The 16,330-nt window shown below is 66.5% G+C and carries 17 protein-coding genes; 7 read left to right on the top strand and 10 right to left on the bottom strand.

Annotated elements, in window-relative coordinates:
- Nucleotides 1-2 precede the first annotated feature (2 nt).
- Both QZM72_RS00085 and QZM72_RS00080 read right to left on the bottom strand, forming a co-directional pair.
- A complete protein-coding gene (locus QZM72_RS00085) occupies nucleotides 3-1,088 on the bottom strand; it encodes a monodechloroaminopyrrolnitrin synthase PrnB family protein (RefSeq protein WP_301736739.1) in 1,086 nt (361 codons plus the stop codon).
- Nucleotides 1,088-2,704 (bottom strand): tryptophan halogenase family protein, encoded by a 1,617-nt coding sequence (locus tag QZM72_RS00080; protein WP_301736738.1) that lies wholly within the window; start codon nucleotides 2,702-2,704, stop codon nucleotides 1,088-1,090. The genes QZM72_RS00085 and QZM72_RS00080 overlap by 1 nt, the downstream gene beginning before the upstream one ends.
- Nucleotides 2,705-3,497: 793 nt before the next feature.
- On the opposite strand from QZM72_RS00080, the gene QZM72_RS00075 reads away from it, so the two are divergent.
- The 4 genes from QZM72_RS00075 (at nucleotide 3,498) to QZM72_RS00060 (ending at nucleotide 7,966) form a co-directional block, all read left to right on the top strand.
- Nucleotides 3,498-4,100: a LysE family translocator gene (locus QZM72_RS00075; protein ID WP_301736737.1), complete on the top strand. Its 603-nt coding sequence runs from the start codon at nucleotides 3,498-3,500 to the stop codon at nucleotides 4,098-4,100.
- A gap of 470 nt (nucleotides 4,101-4,570) precedes the next feature.
- On the top strand, nucleotides 4,571-5,497 hold the full coding sequence (gene rbsK, locus QZM72_RS00070; protein WP_301736736.1) for a ribokinase: 927 nt from the start codon (nucleotides 4,571-4,573) through the stop codon (nucleotides 5,495-5,497).
- Between the two features lie 40 nt (nucleotides 5,498-5,537).
- Complete coding sequence (gene fucP, locus QZM72_RS00065) at nucleotides 5,538-6,911, top strand: L-fucose:H+ symporter permease (protein ID WP_089471052.1); 1,374 nt, start codon at nucleotides 5,538-5,540, stop codon at nucleotides 6,909-6,911.
- 2 nt (nucleotides 6,912-6,913) lie between these two features.
- Nucleotides 6,914-7,966 (top strand): aldose 1-epimerase family protein, encoded by a 1,053-nt coding sequence (locus QZM72_RS00060; RefSeq protein WP_301736735.1) that lies wholly within the window; start codon nucleotides 6,914-6,916, stop codon nucleotides 7,964-7,966.
- Between the two features lie 19 nt (nucleotides 7,967-7,985).
- Here the strand turns inward: QZM72_RS00060 and deoR are convergent, their stop codons facing one another.
- The gene (gene deoR, locus QZM72_RS00055; protein ID WP_124557405.1) at nucleotides 7,986-8,756 is read right to left on the bottom strand and encodes a DNA-binding transcriptional repressor DeoR; all 771 of its coding nucleotides are present in this window, start codon (nucleotides 8,754-8,756) and stop codon (nucleotides 7,986-7,988) included.
- Nucleotides 8,757-8,902: 146 nt separating this feature from the next.
- On the opposite strand from deoR, the gene deoC reads away from it, so the two are divergent.
- Entirely contained in the window at nucleotides 8,903-9,583 is a 681-nt protein-coding gene (gene deoC, locus QZM72_RS00050) for a deoxyribose-phosphate aldolase (RefSeq protein ID WP_089471049.1), read from the top strand.
- A gap of 116 nt (nucleotides 9,584-9,699) precedes the next feature.
- Here deoC and QZM72_RS00045 read toward each other — a convergent pair whose 3' ends face one another.
- Nucleotides 9,700-10,152, bottom strand: coding sequence for a hypothetical protein (locus QZM72_RS00045; protein WP_301736734.1), 453 nt, complete (start codon nucleotides 10,150-10,152; stop codon nucleotides 9,700-9,702).
- On the opposite strand from QZM72_RS00045, the gene QZM72_RS00040 reads away from it, so the two are divergent.
- A complete protein-coding gene (locus QZM72_RS00040; protein ID WP_301736733.1) occupies nucleotides 10,151-10,753 on the top strand; it encodes a hypothetical protein in 603 nt (200 codons plus the stop codon). The two genes, QZM72_RS00045 and QZM72_RS00040, sit on opposite strands and share 2 nt — an antisense overlap.
- Nucleotides 10,754-10,874: 121 nt before the next feature.
- Here the strand turns inward: QZM72_RS00040 and QZM72_RS00035 are convergent, their stop codons facing one another.
- The gene (locus QZM72_RS00035) at nucleotides 10,875-11,846 is read right to left on the bottom strand and encodes an ATP-binding protein (protein WP_301736731.1); all 972 of its coding nucleotides are present in this window, start codon (nucleotides 11,844-11,846) and stop codon (nucleotides 10,875-10,877) included.
- Entirely contained in the window at nucleotides 11,843-12,751 is a 909-nt protein-coding gene (locus QZM72_RS00030; RefSeq protein WP_301736730.1) for a DMT family transporter, read from the bottom strand. The genes QZM72_RS00035 and QZM72_RS00030 overlap by 4 nt, the downstream gene beginning before the upstream one ends.
- Before the next feature lie 91 nt (nucleotides 12,752-12,842).
- On the opposite strand from QZM72_RS00030, the gene QZM72_RS00025 reads away from it, so the two are divergent.
- A complete protein-coding gene (locus QZM72_RS00025) occupies nucleotides 12,843-13,643 on the top strand; it encodes a helix-turn-helix transcriptional regulator (RefSeq protein ID WP_301736729.1) in 801 nt (266 codons plus the stop codon).
- Here QZM72_RS00025 and QZM72_RS00020 read toward each other — a convergent pair.
- The 4 genes from QZM72_RS00020 to QZM72_RS00005 form a co-directional block, all read right to left on the bottom strand.
- On the bottom strand, nucleotides 13,600-13,941 hold the full coding sequence (locus QZM72_RS00020) for an anthrone oxygenase family protein (protein WP_301736728.1): 342 nt from the start codon (nucleotides 13,939-13,941) through the stop codon (nucleotides 13,600-13,602). The two genes, QZM72_RS00025 and QZM72_RS00020, sit on opposite strands and share 44 nt — an antisense overlap.
- A 128-nt stretch (nucleotides 13,942-14,069) precedes the next feature.
- Entirely contained in the window at nucleotides 14,070-14,924 is an 855-nt protein-coding gene (locus QZM72_RS00015) for a 3-hydroxybutyryl-CoA dehydrogenase (protein WP_301736726.1), read from the bottom strand.
- A 38-nt stretch (nucleotides 14,925-14,962) separates the two neighbouring features.
- Nucleotides 14,963-16,156, bottom strand: a complete 1,194-nt coding sequence (bktB, locus tag QZM72_RS00010; RefSeq protein ID WP_089471044.1) for a beta-ketothiolase BktB — start codon at nucleotides 16,154-16,156, stop codon at nucleotides 14,963-14,965.
- 47 nt (nucleotides 16,157-16,203) lie between these two features.
- A partial coding sequence (locus QZM72_RS00005) for a 4Fe-4S dicluster domain-containing protein (protein ID WP_131931286.1) occupies nucleotides 16,204-16,330 on the bottom strand: 127 nt, incomplete at its 5' end.

Genomic DNA, 16,330 nt, shown 5'->3' with positions numbered 1-16,330 from the left:
CGTCAGCGCGCGCCGAGCGCGGCGCGAACGCGTGAGCGCGCCGCGCGTGTGAGCGTGAGCAGATCGCCGAGCATGCTCGGCGCGTACCCGCCGCTGCCGATCGTGGGGCCGCTTCGGCCCACTTCGTACGCGCGCTCGGCCAATTTGCCGTGCGGCGCGCGAAAGCGCAGCAGCACCTCGAATACGCGGTCGAGGGCCGCCAACCCGGCGTCGACCGGCTCGCCCCGCGCACGGGCCGCTTGCGCTTCGCCGAGCACGCGGTCGACGAGCGCCGGCCGCCCGGCGAACCGCGCGTAGATCGCCCTGAACGTGGGAAGCACGTAGGGCAGGTACGTCTCCTTGAATTCCCGATAAGCCCGGTGGTCCGATTGCGCCCCCCACAGCACGTGCTCCAGCACGAAAAGAGGCATTTCGACCGCACCGGGGCCGAGGTAGTCGTGACCGCCGACTCGAATCGGTTCGTAATACGGACGAAGCTCGTCGTAGAACACCTGCAGCGAGATGAAGCGATACGCGTAGACGATCGAGTCGACCATTTTCTGCAGATAGTCCGCCAGCGTGTCGCACCCTTGCGCGAACGCGGGCGAGCGCAGCGGCACGTCGGTCAGTTCGACGGTCAGCGCGATGGCCGCCTCGAGCGCCGCCATCGAGATGCGAACGCTCTCGAGCAGGTGCGCTTCGTCGCGCAGCCCGGTGTAGCTGCGCTGCGCGTCGGCCGCCGCGGGGTTCCAGACCGTCACGTGCAGCAGCGTCTCGCGCGGCGGCAACTCGGTCGCGCGCGCCAGGTCGAGCAGCACCGGCTCGAGCCCGGGCACCGCGTCCACGGGCTCGTGTCCGTGCCGCTTGAGCGATCCCAGGAAGAACCCGATGTCCCGCATCGCGGCGGCGGCTTCGACGAAGCCCCAACCCGAGGGCACGCCGCGTGCCGGAAGGAACTCGCGCAACAGCCCGACGATGCCGGGCACATCCTGTCGACGGTTCAGGCCCGGCAGCCGCAGGACGCGCGCGCGCGCCTGCAGCGGGTCGCAGGCCGCCACGGCAGCGTGCGTGGCCGCGATCGCGCGCACCCGGTCCGGAGCGCGCTCCACTACAGGATCTCCGGCGTCGCGAGCGTCGGCCCGGGCCGGCTGCGCGACAGCGCCGCGTCGCCCTCGCGCAGCGAGCGCAGGTAATCGTAGTTCGTCGGCAAGCTCGCCCGCAGATGCTCGGCGTCGCGCCGGATCCGCGCGAACATCGCCTCGGCCTTGTCGATCGATTCCGGCCGGTGCCGCAAGAGCGGCAGCGAACGGTCGGGCAACAGCCCCAGGCCGGCAAAAATGCAGTAGTAGTTTCCGTTCAACCAGAAGTTCTTGAACTCGTAGTCGAAGGTGTCGTAGTACGTCGAATCGTCGAACGACGTGGTGGTCAGCGGCAGCCCCGCCTTGTAGCGTTCGACTTTCTCCTGGATCGCGTCCGACAGCCGCAGGTCGTGCCGGTTCGCGCGCCAGAACGCGGTGTCGTCGCGCGACGTGGTGAAATAGTGCGCCTGCACGAAATCCCGGCAGTCGTCGAACATGTAGACGATTTCGGCGTTGAATGCGTCGGCCAACCGCGGGTCGAACGACGTATCGGGGAAGTGCTTCACGAGCTGGTACAGCGCCGCGTAGATGAAGTAGATGCCCGTCGATTCCAGCGGCTCCAGAAAGCACGACGACAGCCCGATCGCGACGCAGTTGTTGACCCACGCGCGCCTGTTGCGCCCGACCCGGAACTTGATCTGGTTGAGCGACTGCTTGTCCGACAGCCCCCACAGGTCGAGGAAGTCGGCGGTGGCCTGATCGCGCGACGTGAACTTGCTCGAGAACACGTAGCCGCTGCCGAACCGGCCCAGCATCGGGATCTTCCAGGTCCACCCGGCGTTCATCGCGATCGCCGACGTGTACGGCTCGATTCCCTCGCGCGCGTCGTCGGCGGGCACGGCGCTGGCGACCGCGCTGTCGCACAGCAGATGGTCGGACATGTCGATGAAGGGCTCCTTCAGCGCCTGGTTGATCAGGAGCCCGCGCATGCCGGAGCAGTCGATGAACAAGTCCGCTTCCAGCGTGCGCCCCTCCTTGGTGGACAGGCTGGCGATGTAGCCGCGATCGTTCAGATGAACCTGCTCGACCTCGTCGATCACGCGCTTCACCCCGCGTTCGGTGGCCCAGCACTTCAGGAAGTCGGCCACCAGGTGCGCGTCGAAGTGCCATGCATGGGACATCTGGCGGGTGCCGTCGGGCAGGCACGGCGCCAGCCTGGCGTCGAGCGCCTCGGTCTGCGGGTAGCACGCGTATTCCATCGGCTGCGGGAAGCCCTGTTCGCGCTTGCGCAGCCAGTAGTGGGTCAGCGGCACGCCATCGCAGTTCGGCACGTTGCCGAACAAATGGTAAAAGTGATCGCCGCGCGAACCATCGGGAGCCTTCCTCCAGTTCACGAACCTGATCGCGGACTTGAACGCGCCGTTCACCTGGGGCATCCACTCCCGCTCCGGTATCCCGAGGAAGTCGAAGAACACCTTCTGCAAACTCGGAATGGTCGCCTCGCCCACGCCGATCCGCGGGATCGCCGCGGATTCGACGAGCGTGATGTTCGCGTGCTGCTGGAGCGCCCGGACGAGGTACGAGGCGGACATCCAGCCCGCCGTGCCGCCGCCCACGATGACGATATTCTTGATCGGGTGAGTCATGACACGCTTCCCATAGGATTGAAAATCGGAATGGATAGTGCCGCCTTGTCGAATTGAATCGGCAACGCTTCCGGTAACGCGTGATGACGCGTCCGGCCCATCACGACAAATGACATCGAAAAGGCGGAGTGAATCGCAACGAACGCATGCAACAACGCGAAGCGCCCATCGCACGCGGCGGCACACCGCGGAAGGGATTCTGCTTCGGCAAATTGACTTTCGGATACGGCGACTGTTACTAGCGCATTTATAAACTCAGTCTACCTAATTGTTTCCAGGATCGTCGCACCGCACGCTTGAACCTCCGACACACCATAGCAGCGTTCATGACGGTGCACTTCGAAAAATTTCATATCAATCTCCGGTTGTTCAGAGAAATTCTAAATGCCGTTAAATTTCGACGAAATACCGCACAACGATCGATTCAAATTTTTCGAAACAACAGAATTCATTTTTTCATTTTAAGCACGTGAATCCAGAATCTTTTCCATCTTTAATATGCGAAATGGCAGACTGAATTCACAGGAAAGAAACAAAGAATTCACCACATCAAATACAAAACCGACGATCTTTTCATATTTTGTCGATCGTGATCTCGACCTAAAAATAATTCGACTCGCCGGCAGAGAAATTCGTCATGATGTGCGCGAGCGAACATGAAGGTCATGCGATGAGTACGGGCAGTTCGCGAAAGCGCGGATCGAACGACCGTGCATGCAGGGCAACCGCTATTTCACGGTGCGCCAACTTCGACCGGACGCGAACCGCGACACTGACGAATCGAGGAGGCCGCGTGCCCATCCAGGAAGCGTTGCTGAAGATGGCGATGTACGTCTCGCTGGTGCTGATCGTGCCGGGGCCGACCAATACGCTGCTGCTGTCGTCCGGGCTGAAGGTCGGCCTGCGCGGCACGTGGCCGCTGGTCGTCGCCGAGGCGCTCGGCTACGCGATCGCGATTGCCGTATGGGGATTCTTCCTGGCCGCGTTCGCTGCCGGCCGGCCCTGGCTTTATGACGTGGTCAAGCTCGCGAGTTCCATCTACATCTTTTTCCTCGCGCTCAGGATGTGGACGCATAGCCGCGTGCTGCAGGACGTATCGGTCGCGCCGGTGCGCTTTCGCGACGTGTTCGTCGCGACGATGATGAACCCGAAGGCGCTGTTGTTCTCGAGCACGCTGTTTCCGCTGGAGGCGTTCAGGTCCGCGCACTATTTCGCTTGGGCGCTCCTCGTCTTTCTGGTCGTGCTCGCGCCGATCGGCGTGGGCTGGTCGTCCCTCGGCGGGATCCTTACTTCGCAACGCGCGTGGGCCGCCCGTACGTCGACGCTGCTGCGCGGCGCGTCGCTCGTGTTGTTGATGTTCTCCGGCACGCTCGTGTACTCGGTCGTGAACCGCTGATCGACGCGGCGTCGCACGCGACGCTTCTCGGTGCGCCCGTCATTTCTTTCGACATCGTTCGCGTGCGAACCCTAACGGGGGCTATCGAGCGGTCAGAAATGAAGGAATCGGCGAACCGGCGCGCGCCGGCTATGGCCACGTTACCGGAATCTCAGCTCCGGCGGCACCCTGCCGGGCACGCCCCGAATTCTCTCTGCACCGCGGAGAGAATTCAGCCAACTTCCCACCCAAGCCCCCGCTTCTCACCGTGCCAAATGCGAGCGTCCGCAATTGCGCTGCAGCACCGCCCGAGGCGAAGCCTTCTCTCCAGCAGGCATGGGCGCATTCTTCGCCTTGCCGCCGGCCAAACAAGTGACCCTCCTAACATCAAAGGATTGCATTTTCACATTTAATGTGATTTTATTATCATCCATCGCGCCCCGCCCCTAACCCTGCGCGGTCGCACCCCATATACCAAGGAAGACACGCAGATGGAGACAATCGCCGTCATCGGCAGCAACATGGTCGACCTCGTGACCTACGTCACACGCATGCCCGCCCGGGGCGAAACGCTAGAGGCGCCGAACTTCGAGCTCGGCTGCGGCGGCAAGGGCGCGAACCAGGCCGTCGCGGCCGCCCGCCTCGGCGCGCGCGTCGTGATGGTCACCAAGGTCGGCGACGACGTGTTCGCCGACAACACGATCCGCAACTTCGAGCGCGAAGGCATCGACACCACGCACGTGCGCAAGGTCGCCGGCGTGCCGAGCGGCGTCGCGCCGATCTTCGTCGAGCCCGATTCGAGCAACAGCATCCTGATCGTCAAGGGCGCGAATCGCCATCTGCGGCCGGCCGACATCGACGCGGCCGCGCCGATGCTCGCCGAATGCGCACTGATCGTGCTGCAACTCGAGATCGAGCTCGACACCGTCTATCACGCGATCGAATTCGGCGCGCGGCACGGCATTCCCGTGTTGCTGAACCCGGCCCCCGCCGTGGCCGACCTCGATTTCGAACGCATCCGTTCCGTCGAATTCTTCGTGCCGAACGAAACCGAGCTCGCGATCGTGTCGGGCATGCCGGTCGATTCGAGCGAGAGCGCGGCCCGCGCTGCCCAAGCGCTGGTCGCGCGCGGGCTCGAGCACGTGCTCGTCACGCTCGGCGGCAACGGCTCGCTGCTGGTGTCGCGTGACGGCGTGCACCACGTGCCGGGCGTCCCGGTCGACGCGCGCGACACGACGGGCGCCGGCGACGCGTATATCGGCTGCTTCGCACGCTGCTATGCGGCGTCGCGCGACGCGATCGATGCGATGCGTTACGCGTCCGCGTACGCCGCGCATTCGGTCACGGGCCTGGGCACGCAGAAGTCGTACGCCGACGCCGCGACGTTCGAACGCTTCCTCCGCGACGCCGGCTTCTGACCGGCGCCTTCATCGACGAGACATTGGGAAGGAGACACCCATGAGCCGGACCCCGATCGAACACACGCCCGACGGCTATTACCTGAATCGCACGCCGCTCTTCGCGTTCACGCTGCTGTGCTGCCTGTTCGCGCTGTGGGGCACCGCCGCGAACCTGAACGACGTGCTGATCGCGCAGTTCAAGAAATCGTTCTTCCTGTCAGATTTCGAATCGGCGTTCGTGCAGTCCGCGTTCTATCTCGGCTACTTCTTCCTCGCGATTCCGGCCGCGACGGTCGTGAAGAAGTTCAGCTACAAGACGACGATCCTCGTCGGCCTGCTGCTCTACACGACCGGCTGCCTGCTGTTCTTTCCGGCCGCGTCGATGGCGAAGTACGGGATGTTCCTCGTCGCGCTGTTCGTGATCGCGGCCGGCCTGTCGTTCCTCGAAACGGCGTCGAACTCGTATTCGACGCTGATGGGCCCGCGCGACACCAGCACGCGGCGGCTGAACATCTCGCAGACGTTCTATCCGTTCGGCGCGATGGCCGGCGTCTACATGGGCAGCTTCCTGATCTTCAAGGAAGGCGACGCGTCGCATGCGCAGCTCGCGGCGATGTCGGCCGCCGACGCGCACACGCACCAGCTCGCGATGATCCAGGCCACGCTCGAGCCTTACAAGTGGCTGATCGTCGTGCTCGTCGCCGTGTTCATCGTGTTCGCGCTCACGCCGTATCCGGCCTGCAAGGGCAACGGCGCGAGTACGGTCACGCACCGGATCGACGCGCGCGGCACCCTCGCGCGACTGTTCGGCAACCGGCGCTTCGTCGCGGGCGTCGTCGCGCAATTCCTGTATGTGGGCGCGCAGGTCGGCGTGTGGAGCTTCACGATCCGGCTCGCGATGCAGATCGGCGGCCTCACCGAGCGCGGCGCGTCGCGCTACCTGCTCGCGACGTTCTTCGCGTTCTTCGTCGGCAAGCTGGTCGCGACGCTCGTGATGAAACGCGTCGGCCCGGCCAAGGTGCTGATCGTCTACGGCATCCTGTGCATCGCGCTGCTCGCATACACGATCAGCGTGCACAACATCACCGCCGTGTATGCGGCCGTGTGCGTGAGCATCTTCCTCGGCCCGTGCTGGCCGACGATCTACGGGCTGACGATCGACGGCCTCGGCAAGGACACCGAATACGGCGGCTCGATCCTCGTGATGAGCATCGTCGGCGGCGCGGTCGTGCCGCTGATCCAGGGGCTGATCTCCGATCACACCGGCGGCAACATGCAGCTCGCGTTCGTCGTGCCGCTCGTCTGCTTCGTCGTGATCGTCTACTACGGCTTCTACTGCCTGCGTCACCTGCCGGCGGCGACGCCCGACGCGACGGCCGACGGCCATGCGGCCGCGCGCTACGCCGCGACGCGCAACACGTCGGGAGCCTGATCATGCGCGGCGAGATCGAATTGCGGCGCGACGACTTTCGCGAAGCGCCGCGCACGCTGTACCGCACCGACGGCCTCACCGTCACCGCGTTCGCGTATCCGTCCGGCGTCGAGGCGCTGAAGCTCGAGAATCGCCGCGGCCATCTCGTCGTGCTGCCGTATCTCGGCCAGATGATCTGGGCCGCCGAATTCGACGGTCGCGACCTGACGATGAAACACATGTTCCGGCAGCCGAAGCGCGCGCCGTCGATCATCGATACCTACGGCTGCTTCATGTTCCACAGCGGGCTGCTGCGCAACGGCTGCCCGGGGCCGGACGACACGCACGCGCTGCACGGCGAGATGCCGTGCGCGCCGATGGACCGCGCGAGCCTCGTCGTCGGCATGGACGCGCGCGGCGCGACGATCGAAGTGACCGGCGAATACGAATACGTGCAAGGGTTCGGCAGCCACTACGTCGCGCGTCCGTCGGTGCGGCTGGCCGAGCACGAGTCGCGGATGACGATCGCGATGGACGTGACGAACCTCGGCGGCACGCCGATGGACCTGATGTACATGGCGCACCTGAACTACGCGTACGTGCCGGGCGGCCGCTTCGTGCAGTCGCTGCCGCGCGGCGGCATGCGGCTGCGCGACAGCGTGCCCGCGCACGTGAAGCCGACCGCCGCGTGGCGCGACTACACGGCCACGCTCGCGCGCGATCCGGCGCGACTCGCGACGCTCGATGCGCCCGCGCTGTACGCCCCCGAGATCGTGTTCTTCATGAACGAGGTTGAAACGGACGCCGACGGCGTCGCGCATTTCCGGCTTGCGCATCCGGACGGCGGTGCGTTCCACACCGCCTACCGCCCCGCGCAATTTCCGCATGCGACGCGCTGGATCCTGCACAACGCGGATCAGCAGGTCGCCGCGTTCGCGCTGCCGTCGACCTGCGAGCCGGAGGGTTACGAAGCAGAGCGCCGCAAGGGCCACGTGGCGGCGCTGGCGCCCGGCGCATCGCGCCGCTTCGAAGTGCTCACCGGCTACCTCAGCGCGGCGGAAGCGCGCGATGCGTGACGCGATGCCCGGCGCCGCGTCAGGTCACGAGCGCGATCCCGTGCTCGCGGATCGCCGTTTCGTAGCGGCGGCTCAGTTGCCCGTCGGAGATCACGTAGTTGAAATCGGTCAGTTCGGCGAAATAGGCCGCGCGCACTTCGTCGAACTTCGTGTGGTCGACCAGCAGGAAGCGGTTCTGCGCGCGCGCCATTACCTTCTTCTTCGCATCGACTTCGTGGAAGTTGAAGCACGTGACACCGCAGCGCTCGCTCACGCCGGCCGCCGAAATGAACGCCTTCGACACGCGCACGGAATCGAGAATGCCCGTTTCGGCGACCGATTCGAACACCATGTTCTGACGGTGATACGCGCCGCCGCACAGGATCACGTTGCAATGCGGCTTCTGCTGCAGCTTCGCGAACACGTTCAGCGAATTGCAGACCGCCGTGAATTCGAGGTCGTCGGCAATGAAGTCGACGATGAACGGCGTGGTCGACCCGCAGTCGACGAAGATCGTGTCGCCGGTCGTCACGAACTGTGCGGCCAGCTTGCCGATGCGACGCTTTTCCTCGGTCTGCCGGTTGTTCTCGGCGCTGATCAGGTACTCGCCGATATCGCTGCGCTGCGCGGCGAAATGGCGCGTCACGTAGCCGCCGATCAGGCTGAGGCCGTGCGGGTTGTCCGCGAGATCGCGGCGGATCGTCATTTCGGACACGCCGAACAGCTCGGCGACTTCCCTCAGATGAATCGCGTTCTGCCCTTGCAGCACGTTCATCAATGTCTTGATCCGTTCGCCCTTCTTTGTTTCCATGCCTGTATCCTGCGTGCCCGCCGCGTGAGTCGCTCGTCGTGCCGGGCGCGCGGGCCCGACCGGAATGTCGTATTTGTAACAAACCGATGTGAAAACATCAACTTTCCGTGTGCCCTTTCCGCACACGATCCGTGGAGTCCTGACACATGCCGCTTTCCAACGCCCAACTCGCCCAAACCATCGATCACACGCTGCTCGCGCCCGACGCGAGCGACGCGCAGATCCGCGAACTCTGCCGCCAGGCGGCCGAGCATCGCTTTTACTCGGTCTGCGTGAATTCGGCGAACGTGCCGCTCGCCGCGCGCGAGCTGGCTGAGACCGGCGTGCTCGTCTGCGCGGTGGTCGGTTTCCCGCTCGGCGCGGGGCTGTCCGCCGCGAAGGCGTTCGAAGCCACCGCCGCGATCGCGGCGGGCGCCGGCGAGATCGACATGGTGATCAACATCGGCGCGCTGAAAAGCGGTCGCGCCGACGACGTAAAGGCCGACATCGACGCCGTGCATCGCGCTTGCGGCACGGTGCCGCTCAAGGTGATCCTCGAAACGGGGCTGCTGACCGACGACGAGAAGGTGCGCGTGTGCGAGATGTGCCGCGATCTCGGCGTCGCGTTCGTGAAAACGTCGACCGGGTTCGGCCACGGTGGCGCGACGCTTGCGGACGTCGCGCTGATGCGCCGCACGGTCGGGCCGACGCTCGGCGTGAAGGCGTCGGGCGGCGTGCGCGACCGCGCGGCCGCGCTCGCGATGCTCGAAGCCGGCGCGACGCGGCTCGGGACGAGTTCGGGAGTGGCGATCGTCAGCGATCAGGGAGCGAGCGCGTCGGGGTACTGATCGCCAGGGTCACCCGCTTTCGTCGGCCACCCGTGAGAACGTTCGTCAACGTGCCGCAAGCAGGCGTCCTGCTCGCGGCCGGACCGGCATGCATCCTGGCCGGCGGCGCGCGACGCTCACACGGTAATATCCGACTTGAACGCTTCGGGCGCGTGCCTGCGCAGGATCTCGAGGCATTTTTTCCGGTCGTCGATGCGCATTTCGGCAAAGGGCAGCTTGACCTTGCGCACCTTGCCGGCGCCCGAGCGCGTCGCAACCCGGTACAGCACGACCAGCGAGAACGGGCCGCGCGTCACCTCGACGACATCGCGATACGGCACCGAGATTCGCTGCACCTTGAAACGGTCGCCGAAGAACACGGCGCGCGTCATCACGAACAGGTAAGCGAGGCCACCCAGCGCGCCGACGAACGGCATGATGAACGACGTGAAGCTGAAAAACGGATTCGCGCTCGCGGCCCAAATGAAACCGCCGCCGATCACAACCAGCGCGAATACCAGGGTCGGCAACGCGAAACGGCTGCCGCGCACGATCAGCTCGGGCTCGGATAACTGCGTCAGATCGTTCATGCTTGCCTCCCGGCGTGAAAAAACAGCGGTCGTCGAATGCCGGAAATTCTACGCTGGATCGGTGCGTGCGCAACCAAGCGCGCTTGGCCCGCCGGGTCGCCCCTTCCCCGGGCCCGGCAACCCCGGCACAATGCTGCCCATGCGCTACGACAACGCCTTCGTCTACCCGTCCTCCGGCCTCGCCGGCCGACTGCGGCGCGTGTTTCCGTCGCCGCTGCAGAGCAATTGGCGGCTCTACGTCGATACGCTGCCGGACGGCGCGCCGGCCGAGCGCACCGTGCTGTTCGTGAAGAACGTGTTCGATCACCCGCTCTATGCGCTTGGCAGCCGGCTGTTCAGCGACGCGCTGCCGTCGCATCTCGCGCGGCCGTTCACGCATACGGCACGCGACGGACGCTACGACACGCGGCTGGCGGGGAGCGGCGGCAGCGCGCCCGACTTCCGCTGCACGGCCGAGCGTCGCACGACCGGACGCTGCCCGACGCCTTCGCGCCATTCTTCGGCGACTGACGCGCGGCCGTCGCCCATGTCGAAGACTGTGACCGCCTCGCGTATGCGTCGATCGACCGGCCGATCGACGTCGACGCGATCCGGCCGCTGAAGACGGTCGGCCTCGCCGACGGCGCCCCCTCGCCCGCATCGGCGCGACCGGCGAACCGCTGTGCTTCGCCGTGCCCGACGTCGCATTCCGCGTGCTGTCCGAGCGGCTGCTATAGCGCGGCTCAGGCCGTCCGGCGCGCGGACGCGCCCTCGCCGCTTTCGTCCGCGAGCCGCCCCGCATAATCGCGCGCGAACTGCACGGCGATGCGGCCCGAACGCGCACCGCGTTCGAGCGCCCACTGCAGCGCGGGCTCGCGCGCCGCGCCAATCTGCGCGTCATCGAAACCGGCCGCGCCGAGGCGGCTCGCGACGACGGCCAGGTACTCGTCCTGCGTGAAGCCGTAGAACGTGACCCAGATCCCGAAGCGCTCGGACAGCGAAATCCGCTCCTCGACCGCATCGCCCGGGTGCAGTTCGCCGTTCTCCGCGCGCGTCACGTTCGCGTTGTCGCTTGCCTGCTCGGGCATCAGGTGGCGGCGGTTCGACGTCGCGTACACCAGCACGTTCGACAGATCGCTCGCGACCGAGCCGTCGAGCACCGTCTTGAGCCCTTTGTAACCGGTCTCGCCGGCCTCGAACGACAGGTCGTCGCAAAACACCAGGTAGCGCTCGGGCCGCGTGCGCACCAGTTCGACGATCGCCGGCAGATCATTCAACCCTTCCTTGCTGACCTCGATCAGCCGCAAGCCGTGCGCCGCGAACGCATGCAGGCACGCCTTCACGATCGACGACTTGCCGGTGCCGCGCGCGCCGGTCAGCAACACGTGGTTGGCCGCGAACCCGTGCACGAACTGGCGCGTGTTCCGCTCGACGATCGCCGCCTGCCGGCCGACGTTGCGCAGCGTGTCGAACGCGACGAGCGCGGGCGAGGCGATCGGCTCCAGCGGCGCCGTTCGATGGCCGCCGCCGAAACCGCGCCAGCGAAACGCAATGGCCGCGTCGAAATCGACGGCCGCCGGCGGCGAGGTGCCCGCCAGCGCCTCGAGTGCGGTCGCGATCCGTTCGAGCTGGCGCGCGAGCGCCGGCGCGGCCCCGGGCGCACGTCCGTCCGGCAGCGCGGCCGGCAGGTCCTGCATGTCGGGATGGGCGCTCATTGTCGAACGCCTTGCGCCGTGCCGGCATGAAACGGAAAGCGCTGTGCGATCGCGACGCCGAGCAGCGCGACGCCGCCGCCGATCAGGTGATACAGCCGCAGCGATTCGCCAAGCAGCACGATCGCGCCGCCGGCCGTCATTACGGGCAGCAGGTTCATGAACATCGCGCAGCGGCTCGGGCCGAGCCGCTGCACGCCCTGCATCCATAGATACGGGAGCACCACCGACGCCAGCACGCCGGCGTACAGGATCAGCGGCACGCTCGCGCGCGTCGGCCACGCGGCGTGCGCGGGCAGCCGCAGCAGCATCGGCGCCATGAACACGAGCGCCGCGAGCGCCTGCACGTAGGTCGACTGCCAGGCCGGCAGCGCGCCGATGCGCCAGCGCTTGAGCAGCACGCCGTAAAGCGCGTACGCGGCCGACGCGGCCAGCATCAGCAGGTCGCCCCGATGCACGCCGTGCGCGACAATCGCCGCCGGGTGCCCTTCGGCGATCAGGTAGACGACACCCGCGAGCGACAGCACCCCGCCGCCGATCATGCCGGCGCCCGGTGGATCGCCGAGCAGCAGCGAGCTCAGCAGCATCGTCATCAGCGGTACGAGCGCGGTGATGATCGCCATGTTGGTCGCGCTGCTCGTCTTCGCGGCCTCGTAGGACAGGCTCTGGAACAGCGCCATCGCGAGAAAGCCGAGCACCGCGAGCTTCGGCAGGTACGCGACGAGCACCGCGCGATTGCGCCACGCGGGGGCCAGCGTGAAGACGCTCATCAGCGCGACGGCGAGCAGCAGCCGGTAGAACGTGATGGCCGCCGGATCGATCGTCGAGGCGGACAGCTTCGACACGACGACGTTGCCGGCCCACAGCGCGATCGCGCAGAAGGGGAGCAGAAAAGGAGACTTGTTCATCGCGTTTGTCGGATTAATATCGTGACAGGAGGGTCTGGCGTGAATCGGAACGCCATCGTGCCCGGCCGCCCACTGCCTGTCTCACGCCAAAATGTCACGACTTGTCGCCAATCGGACACTCGAGTCCACCCCGCCCTTCGCCCACCTGCGCTACGAATCGACGCCGATGCCCGTGTCGGCGATGGCGGCCACGTACGCGCACGGCACGTCGATCGCGCCGCACCGCCATCGCCGCGCGCAACTGCTCTATGCGATCGAGGGCGTGATGCACGTGGAGTCCGAAGGTGCGTCGTGGGTCGTGCCGCCGACGCGCGGCGTGTGGCTCGAAGCCGGGCTCGACCATACGGTGCAGATGAGCGGCGACGTGCAGATGCGCACCGTGTTCGTCGAACCGGGCGCGGTCGAGCACCTGCCCGCGCGCAGTTGCGTCGTCGAAGTGCATCCGCTGCTGCGCGAGCTGATCCTAGCCGCGGTCGACGTGCCGCTGGATTACGCGCCGGGCTCGCGCCACGATCACCTGATGCACCTGCTGCTCGCGGAAGTGACCGTCGCGCCGCTGCTGCCGCTGTATCTGCCGTGGCCGCACGACGCGCGCCTGCGGACGATCTGCGACACGCTGGTCGCCACCCCCGACGATCAGCGCACGATCGCCGAGTGGGGCGACCTGCTCGGCCTGTCGATCCGCACGCTGCATCGCGCGTTCCGGCGCGAGACGGGGCTCAGCTTCCGCCGCTGGCGCGAGCAGGCGCGGCTGCTGCTCGCGCTCAAGCGGCTGGCGCACGGCGAGAAAGTGCTGACCGTCGCGATGGATCACGGCTACAGCAGCCAGAGCGCGTTCTCCGCGATGTTCAAGCGGCACTTCGGGATGTCGCCGTCGGCGTTTTATGCGTAACGGCAGCACGACCGCTACCGCGCCGCGATTGCCGCGACGAAACACGCGCATGCGGCATGCCGACGCCACGGGGGCGCACGTGATTCCACCTCGTCCGGCCGTGCAGGTAGCGCATCCACAGCGCCGTGCCTTGCGTCGCGGCCGGATCGGCCGCGGCGAGCACATCGTCACGCGGCACATTGACGGCCCTCGTCACCGCGAAGATGCCGAACACAGGGAGCACGCCGCCTGCGAGCGCGGCCATCGCGCCCGGCGAGCCGCGATAGCACAGCGCGATCGCGACGAGCGCGAGCACCATCAGCGTCGTGCCGAGGAACAGCGGCATGAACGGCGAACGCACGATGTCGACGTCGATCGATGCTCGGCGGCGCCCTCAAAATAAACGGCCGCCCGAAGGCGGCCGCTGGAAGTGGAATGAAGTACCGCTTACTTGCTGTAGTCGTACACCCCACGCCCGGTCTTGCGCCCGAGCCTGCCCGCCGACACCATCTCGCGCAGCAGCGGACACGCGCGATACTTCGGGTCGCCGAAATCCTTCAGGAACACGTCCATCACCGCGAGGCACACGTCGAGCCCGACGAGGTCGGCCAGCGCGAGCGGCCCGATCGGATGGTTCGCGCCGAACTTCATCCCCGCATCGATCTCCTCGGCCGACGCGATGCCTTCGGCCAGCACGAAGAACGCCTCGTTGATCATCGGCACCAGGATCCGGTTCACGACGAAGCCCGGCGAATTGCGCACGCCGATCGGCGACTTGTCGAAACGCTCGGTCAGCGCGCGCACGGCCGACGCGGTCGCGTCGCTCGTCTGCAGCCCGCGGATGATCTCGACGAGCGGCATCAGCGGCACCGGGTTGAAGAAGTGCATGCCGAGAAAACGCGACGGATCGGCGAGCGGCGCGGCAAGCGCGGTGATCGAGATCGACGACGTGTTGGTCGCGATGATCGCGTCCGGGTGCGCGACCGCCTCGATCTGCTTCAGGATGCGGCCCTTCAGCTCGACGTTCTCGGTCGCGGCCTCGATCACGATGTCGACCGAGGCGAGCGTCGCGTAGTCGGTCGACGTCGTGATGCGCGCGAGCGCCGCATCGCGTGCATCGGCCGCGAGCTTGTCCTTCGATACGAGCCGTTCGAGGCTGCCCTTCAGCGTCGCGAGGCCCTTGTCGAGCGCGGCGTCGCTGACGTCGATCATCACGACGTTCAGTCCTGCAACGGCGGCGGTTTGCGCAATGCCGTTACCCATGGTTCCGGCGCCCACGACGCCGACGGTTTCGATGGCCATGACGATTCCTGTGTATTCGGATGCTGAGCGGTCGATTATCAGATGTTCTCGAAGATCGCGGCAATCCCCTGGCCGCCGCCGATACACATCGTCACGAGCGCGTAACGCCCGCCGATGCGCTTCAGCTCGTACAGCGCCTTCACCGTGATCAGCGCACCGGTCGCGCCGATCGGGTGGCCGAGCGAGATGCCCGAGCCGTTCGGGTTGACCTTGGCCGGATCGAGGCCGAGTTCCTGCGTGACCGCGCACGCCTGCGCGGCGAACGCTTCGTTCGCCTCGATCACGTCGAGATCGGTGATCTTCAGGCCCGCGCGTTCGAGCGCCTTCTGCGTGGCCGGCACCGGGCCGATGCCCATGTACGCCGGATCGACGCCCGCATGCGCATACGCGACGAGGCGCGCGAGCGGCTTCGCGCCCTGCGCGCGCGCGGCGTCCGCGCTCATCATCAGCACGGCGGCGGCGGCATCGTTGATGCCCGATGCGTTGCCGGCCGTCACGGTGCCGTTCTCCTTCGCGAACACCGGCTTGAGCTTCGAGAAGTCGTCGGGGCCCGCGTCGTGCCGCACGTGCTCGTCGGTGTCGAACGCGACTTCGCCCTTCTTCGTGCGGATCGAGATCGGCAGGATCTGGTCCTTGAAGCGGCCTTCGGCGATCGCACGCGCCGCGCGACGATGCGATTCGAGCGCCAGCGCATCCTGCGCGTCACGCGAGATGTCGTATTTCTTCGCGACGTTCTCGGCCGTCACGCCCATGTGGATCGTCTGGAACGGGTCGTGCAGCGCGCCGAGCATCATGTCGACGAGCTTCGCGTCGCCCATGCGCTGGCCGAAGCGCGCGGCCGGCACGGTGTACGGCGCGCGGCTCATGCTTTCCGAGCCGCCGCCGATCGCGACGTCGGCGTCGCCGAGCATGATCGTCTGCGCGGCCGACACGATCGCCTGCAGGCCCGAGCCGCACAGGCGGTTCACGGTCAGCGCCGGCGTGTGCTGCGCGACGCCGCCGTTGATCGCCGCGACGCGCGCGAGATACATGTCCTTCGGCTCGGTGTTCACGACGTGGCCGAACACGACGTGGCCGACCGCATCGCCCGGCACGTTCGCGCGCGACAGCACTTCGGCGACCACCTTCGCGCCGAGGTCGGTCGGCGAGAAATCCTTCAGGCTGCCGCCGAAATCACCGATCGCGGTACGGACACCGCTCACCACCACGACTTCCTTCGCTGCATTGCTCATCGTCTCACTCCGGTTCGTTCGCGCCCGCGGGCGCGGGATGCGTTGCGTTACATGTTCGGGTAATTCGGCCCGCCGCCGCCTTCCGGCGTGACCCACACGATGTTCTGCGTCGGGTCCTTGATGTCGCAGGTCTTGCAGTGCACGCAGTTCTGCGCGTTGATCACGAGGCGATCG

It is taken from the genome of Burkholderia sp. AU45388, assembly GCF_030481585.1.
GTDB classification, from domain to species: Bacteria; Pseudomonadota; Gammaproteobacteria; order Burkholderiales; family Burkholderiaceae; genus Burkholderia; species Burkholderia sola.
Note: the sequence above shows the minus strand (reverse complement) of the source record. Positions and strands in the feature narration are given on the sequence as shown.

Excerpts from the sequence above, each read along its gene's own strand:
- QZM72_RS00080 (WP_301736738.1), bottom strand. The coding sequence starts at position 2,704 with ATGACTCACCCGATCAAGAATATCGTCATCGTGGGCGGCGGCACGGCG.
- rbsK (WP_301736736.1), top strand. The coding sequence starts at position 4,571 with ATGGAGACAATCGCCGTCATCGGCAGCAACATGGTCGACCTCGTGACC.
- fucP (WP_089471052.1), top strand. The coding sequence starts at position 5,538 with ATGAGCCGGACCCCGATCGAACACACGCCCGACGGCTATTACCTGAAT.
- QZM72_RS00060 (WP_301736735.1), top strand. The coding sequence starts at position 6,914 with ATGCGCGGCGAGATCGAATTGCGGCGCGACGACTTTCGCGAAGCGCCG.
- deoR (WP_124557405.1), bottom strand. The coding sequence starts at position 8,756 with ATGGAAACAAAGAAGGGCGAACGGATCAAGACATTGATGAACGTGCTG.
- deoC (WP_089471049.1), top strand. The coding sequence starts at position 8,903 with ATGCCGCTTTCCAACGCCCAACTCGCCCAAACCATCGATCACACGCTG.
- QZM72_RS00040 (WP_301736733.1), top strand. The coding sequence starts at position 10,151 with ATGCTTGCCTCCCGGCGTGAAAAAACAGCGGTCGTCGAATGCCGGAAA.
- QZM72_RS00045 (WP_301736734.1), bottom strand. The coding sequence starts at position 10,152 with ATGAACGATCTGACGCAGTTATCCGAGCCCGAGCTGATCGTGCGCGGC.
- QZM72_RS00035 (WP_301736731.1), bottom strand. The coding sequence starts at position 11,846 with ATGAGCGCCCATCCCGACATGCAGGACCTGCCGGCCGCGCTGCCGGAC.
- QZM72_RS00030 (WP_301736730.1), bottom strand. The coding sequence starts at position 12,751 with ATGAACAAGTCTCCTTTTCTGCTCCCCTTCTGCGCGATCGCGCTGTGG.
- QZM72_RS00025 (WP_301736729.1), top strand. The coding sequence starts at position 12,843 with ATGTCACGACTTGTCGCCAATCGGACACTCGAGTCCACCCCGCCCTTC.
- QZM72_RS00020 (WP_301736728.1), bottom strand. The coding sequence starts at position 13,941 with ATGGTGCTCGCGCTCGTCGCGATCGCGCTGTGCTATCGCGGCTCGCCG.
- QZM72_RS00015 (WP_301736726.1), bottom strand. The coding sequence starts at position 14,924 with ATGGCCATCGAAACCGTCGGCGTCGTGGGCGCCGGAACCATGGGTAAC.
- bktB (WP_089471044.1), bottom strand. The coding sequence starts at position 16,156 with ATGAGCAATGCAGCGAAGGAAGTCGTGGTGGTGAGCGGTGTCCGTACC.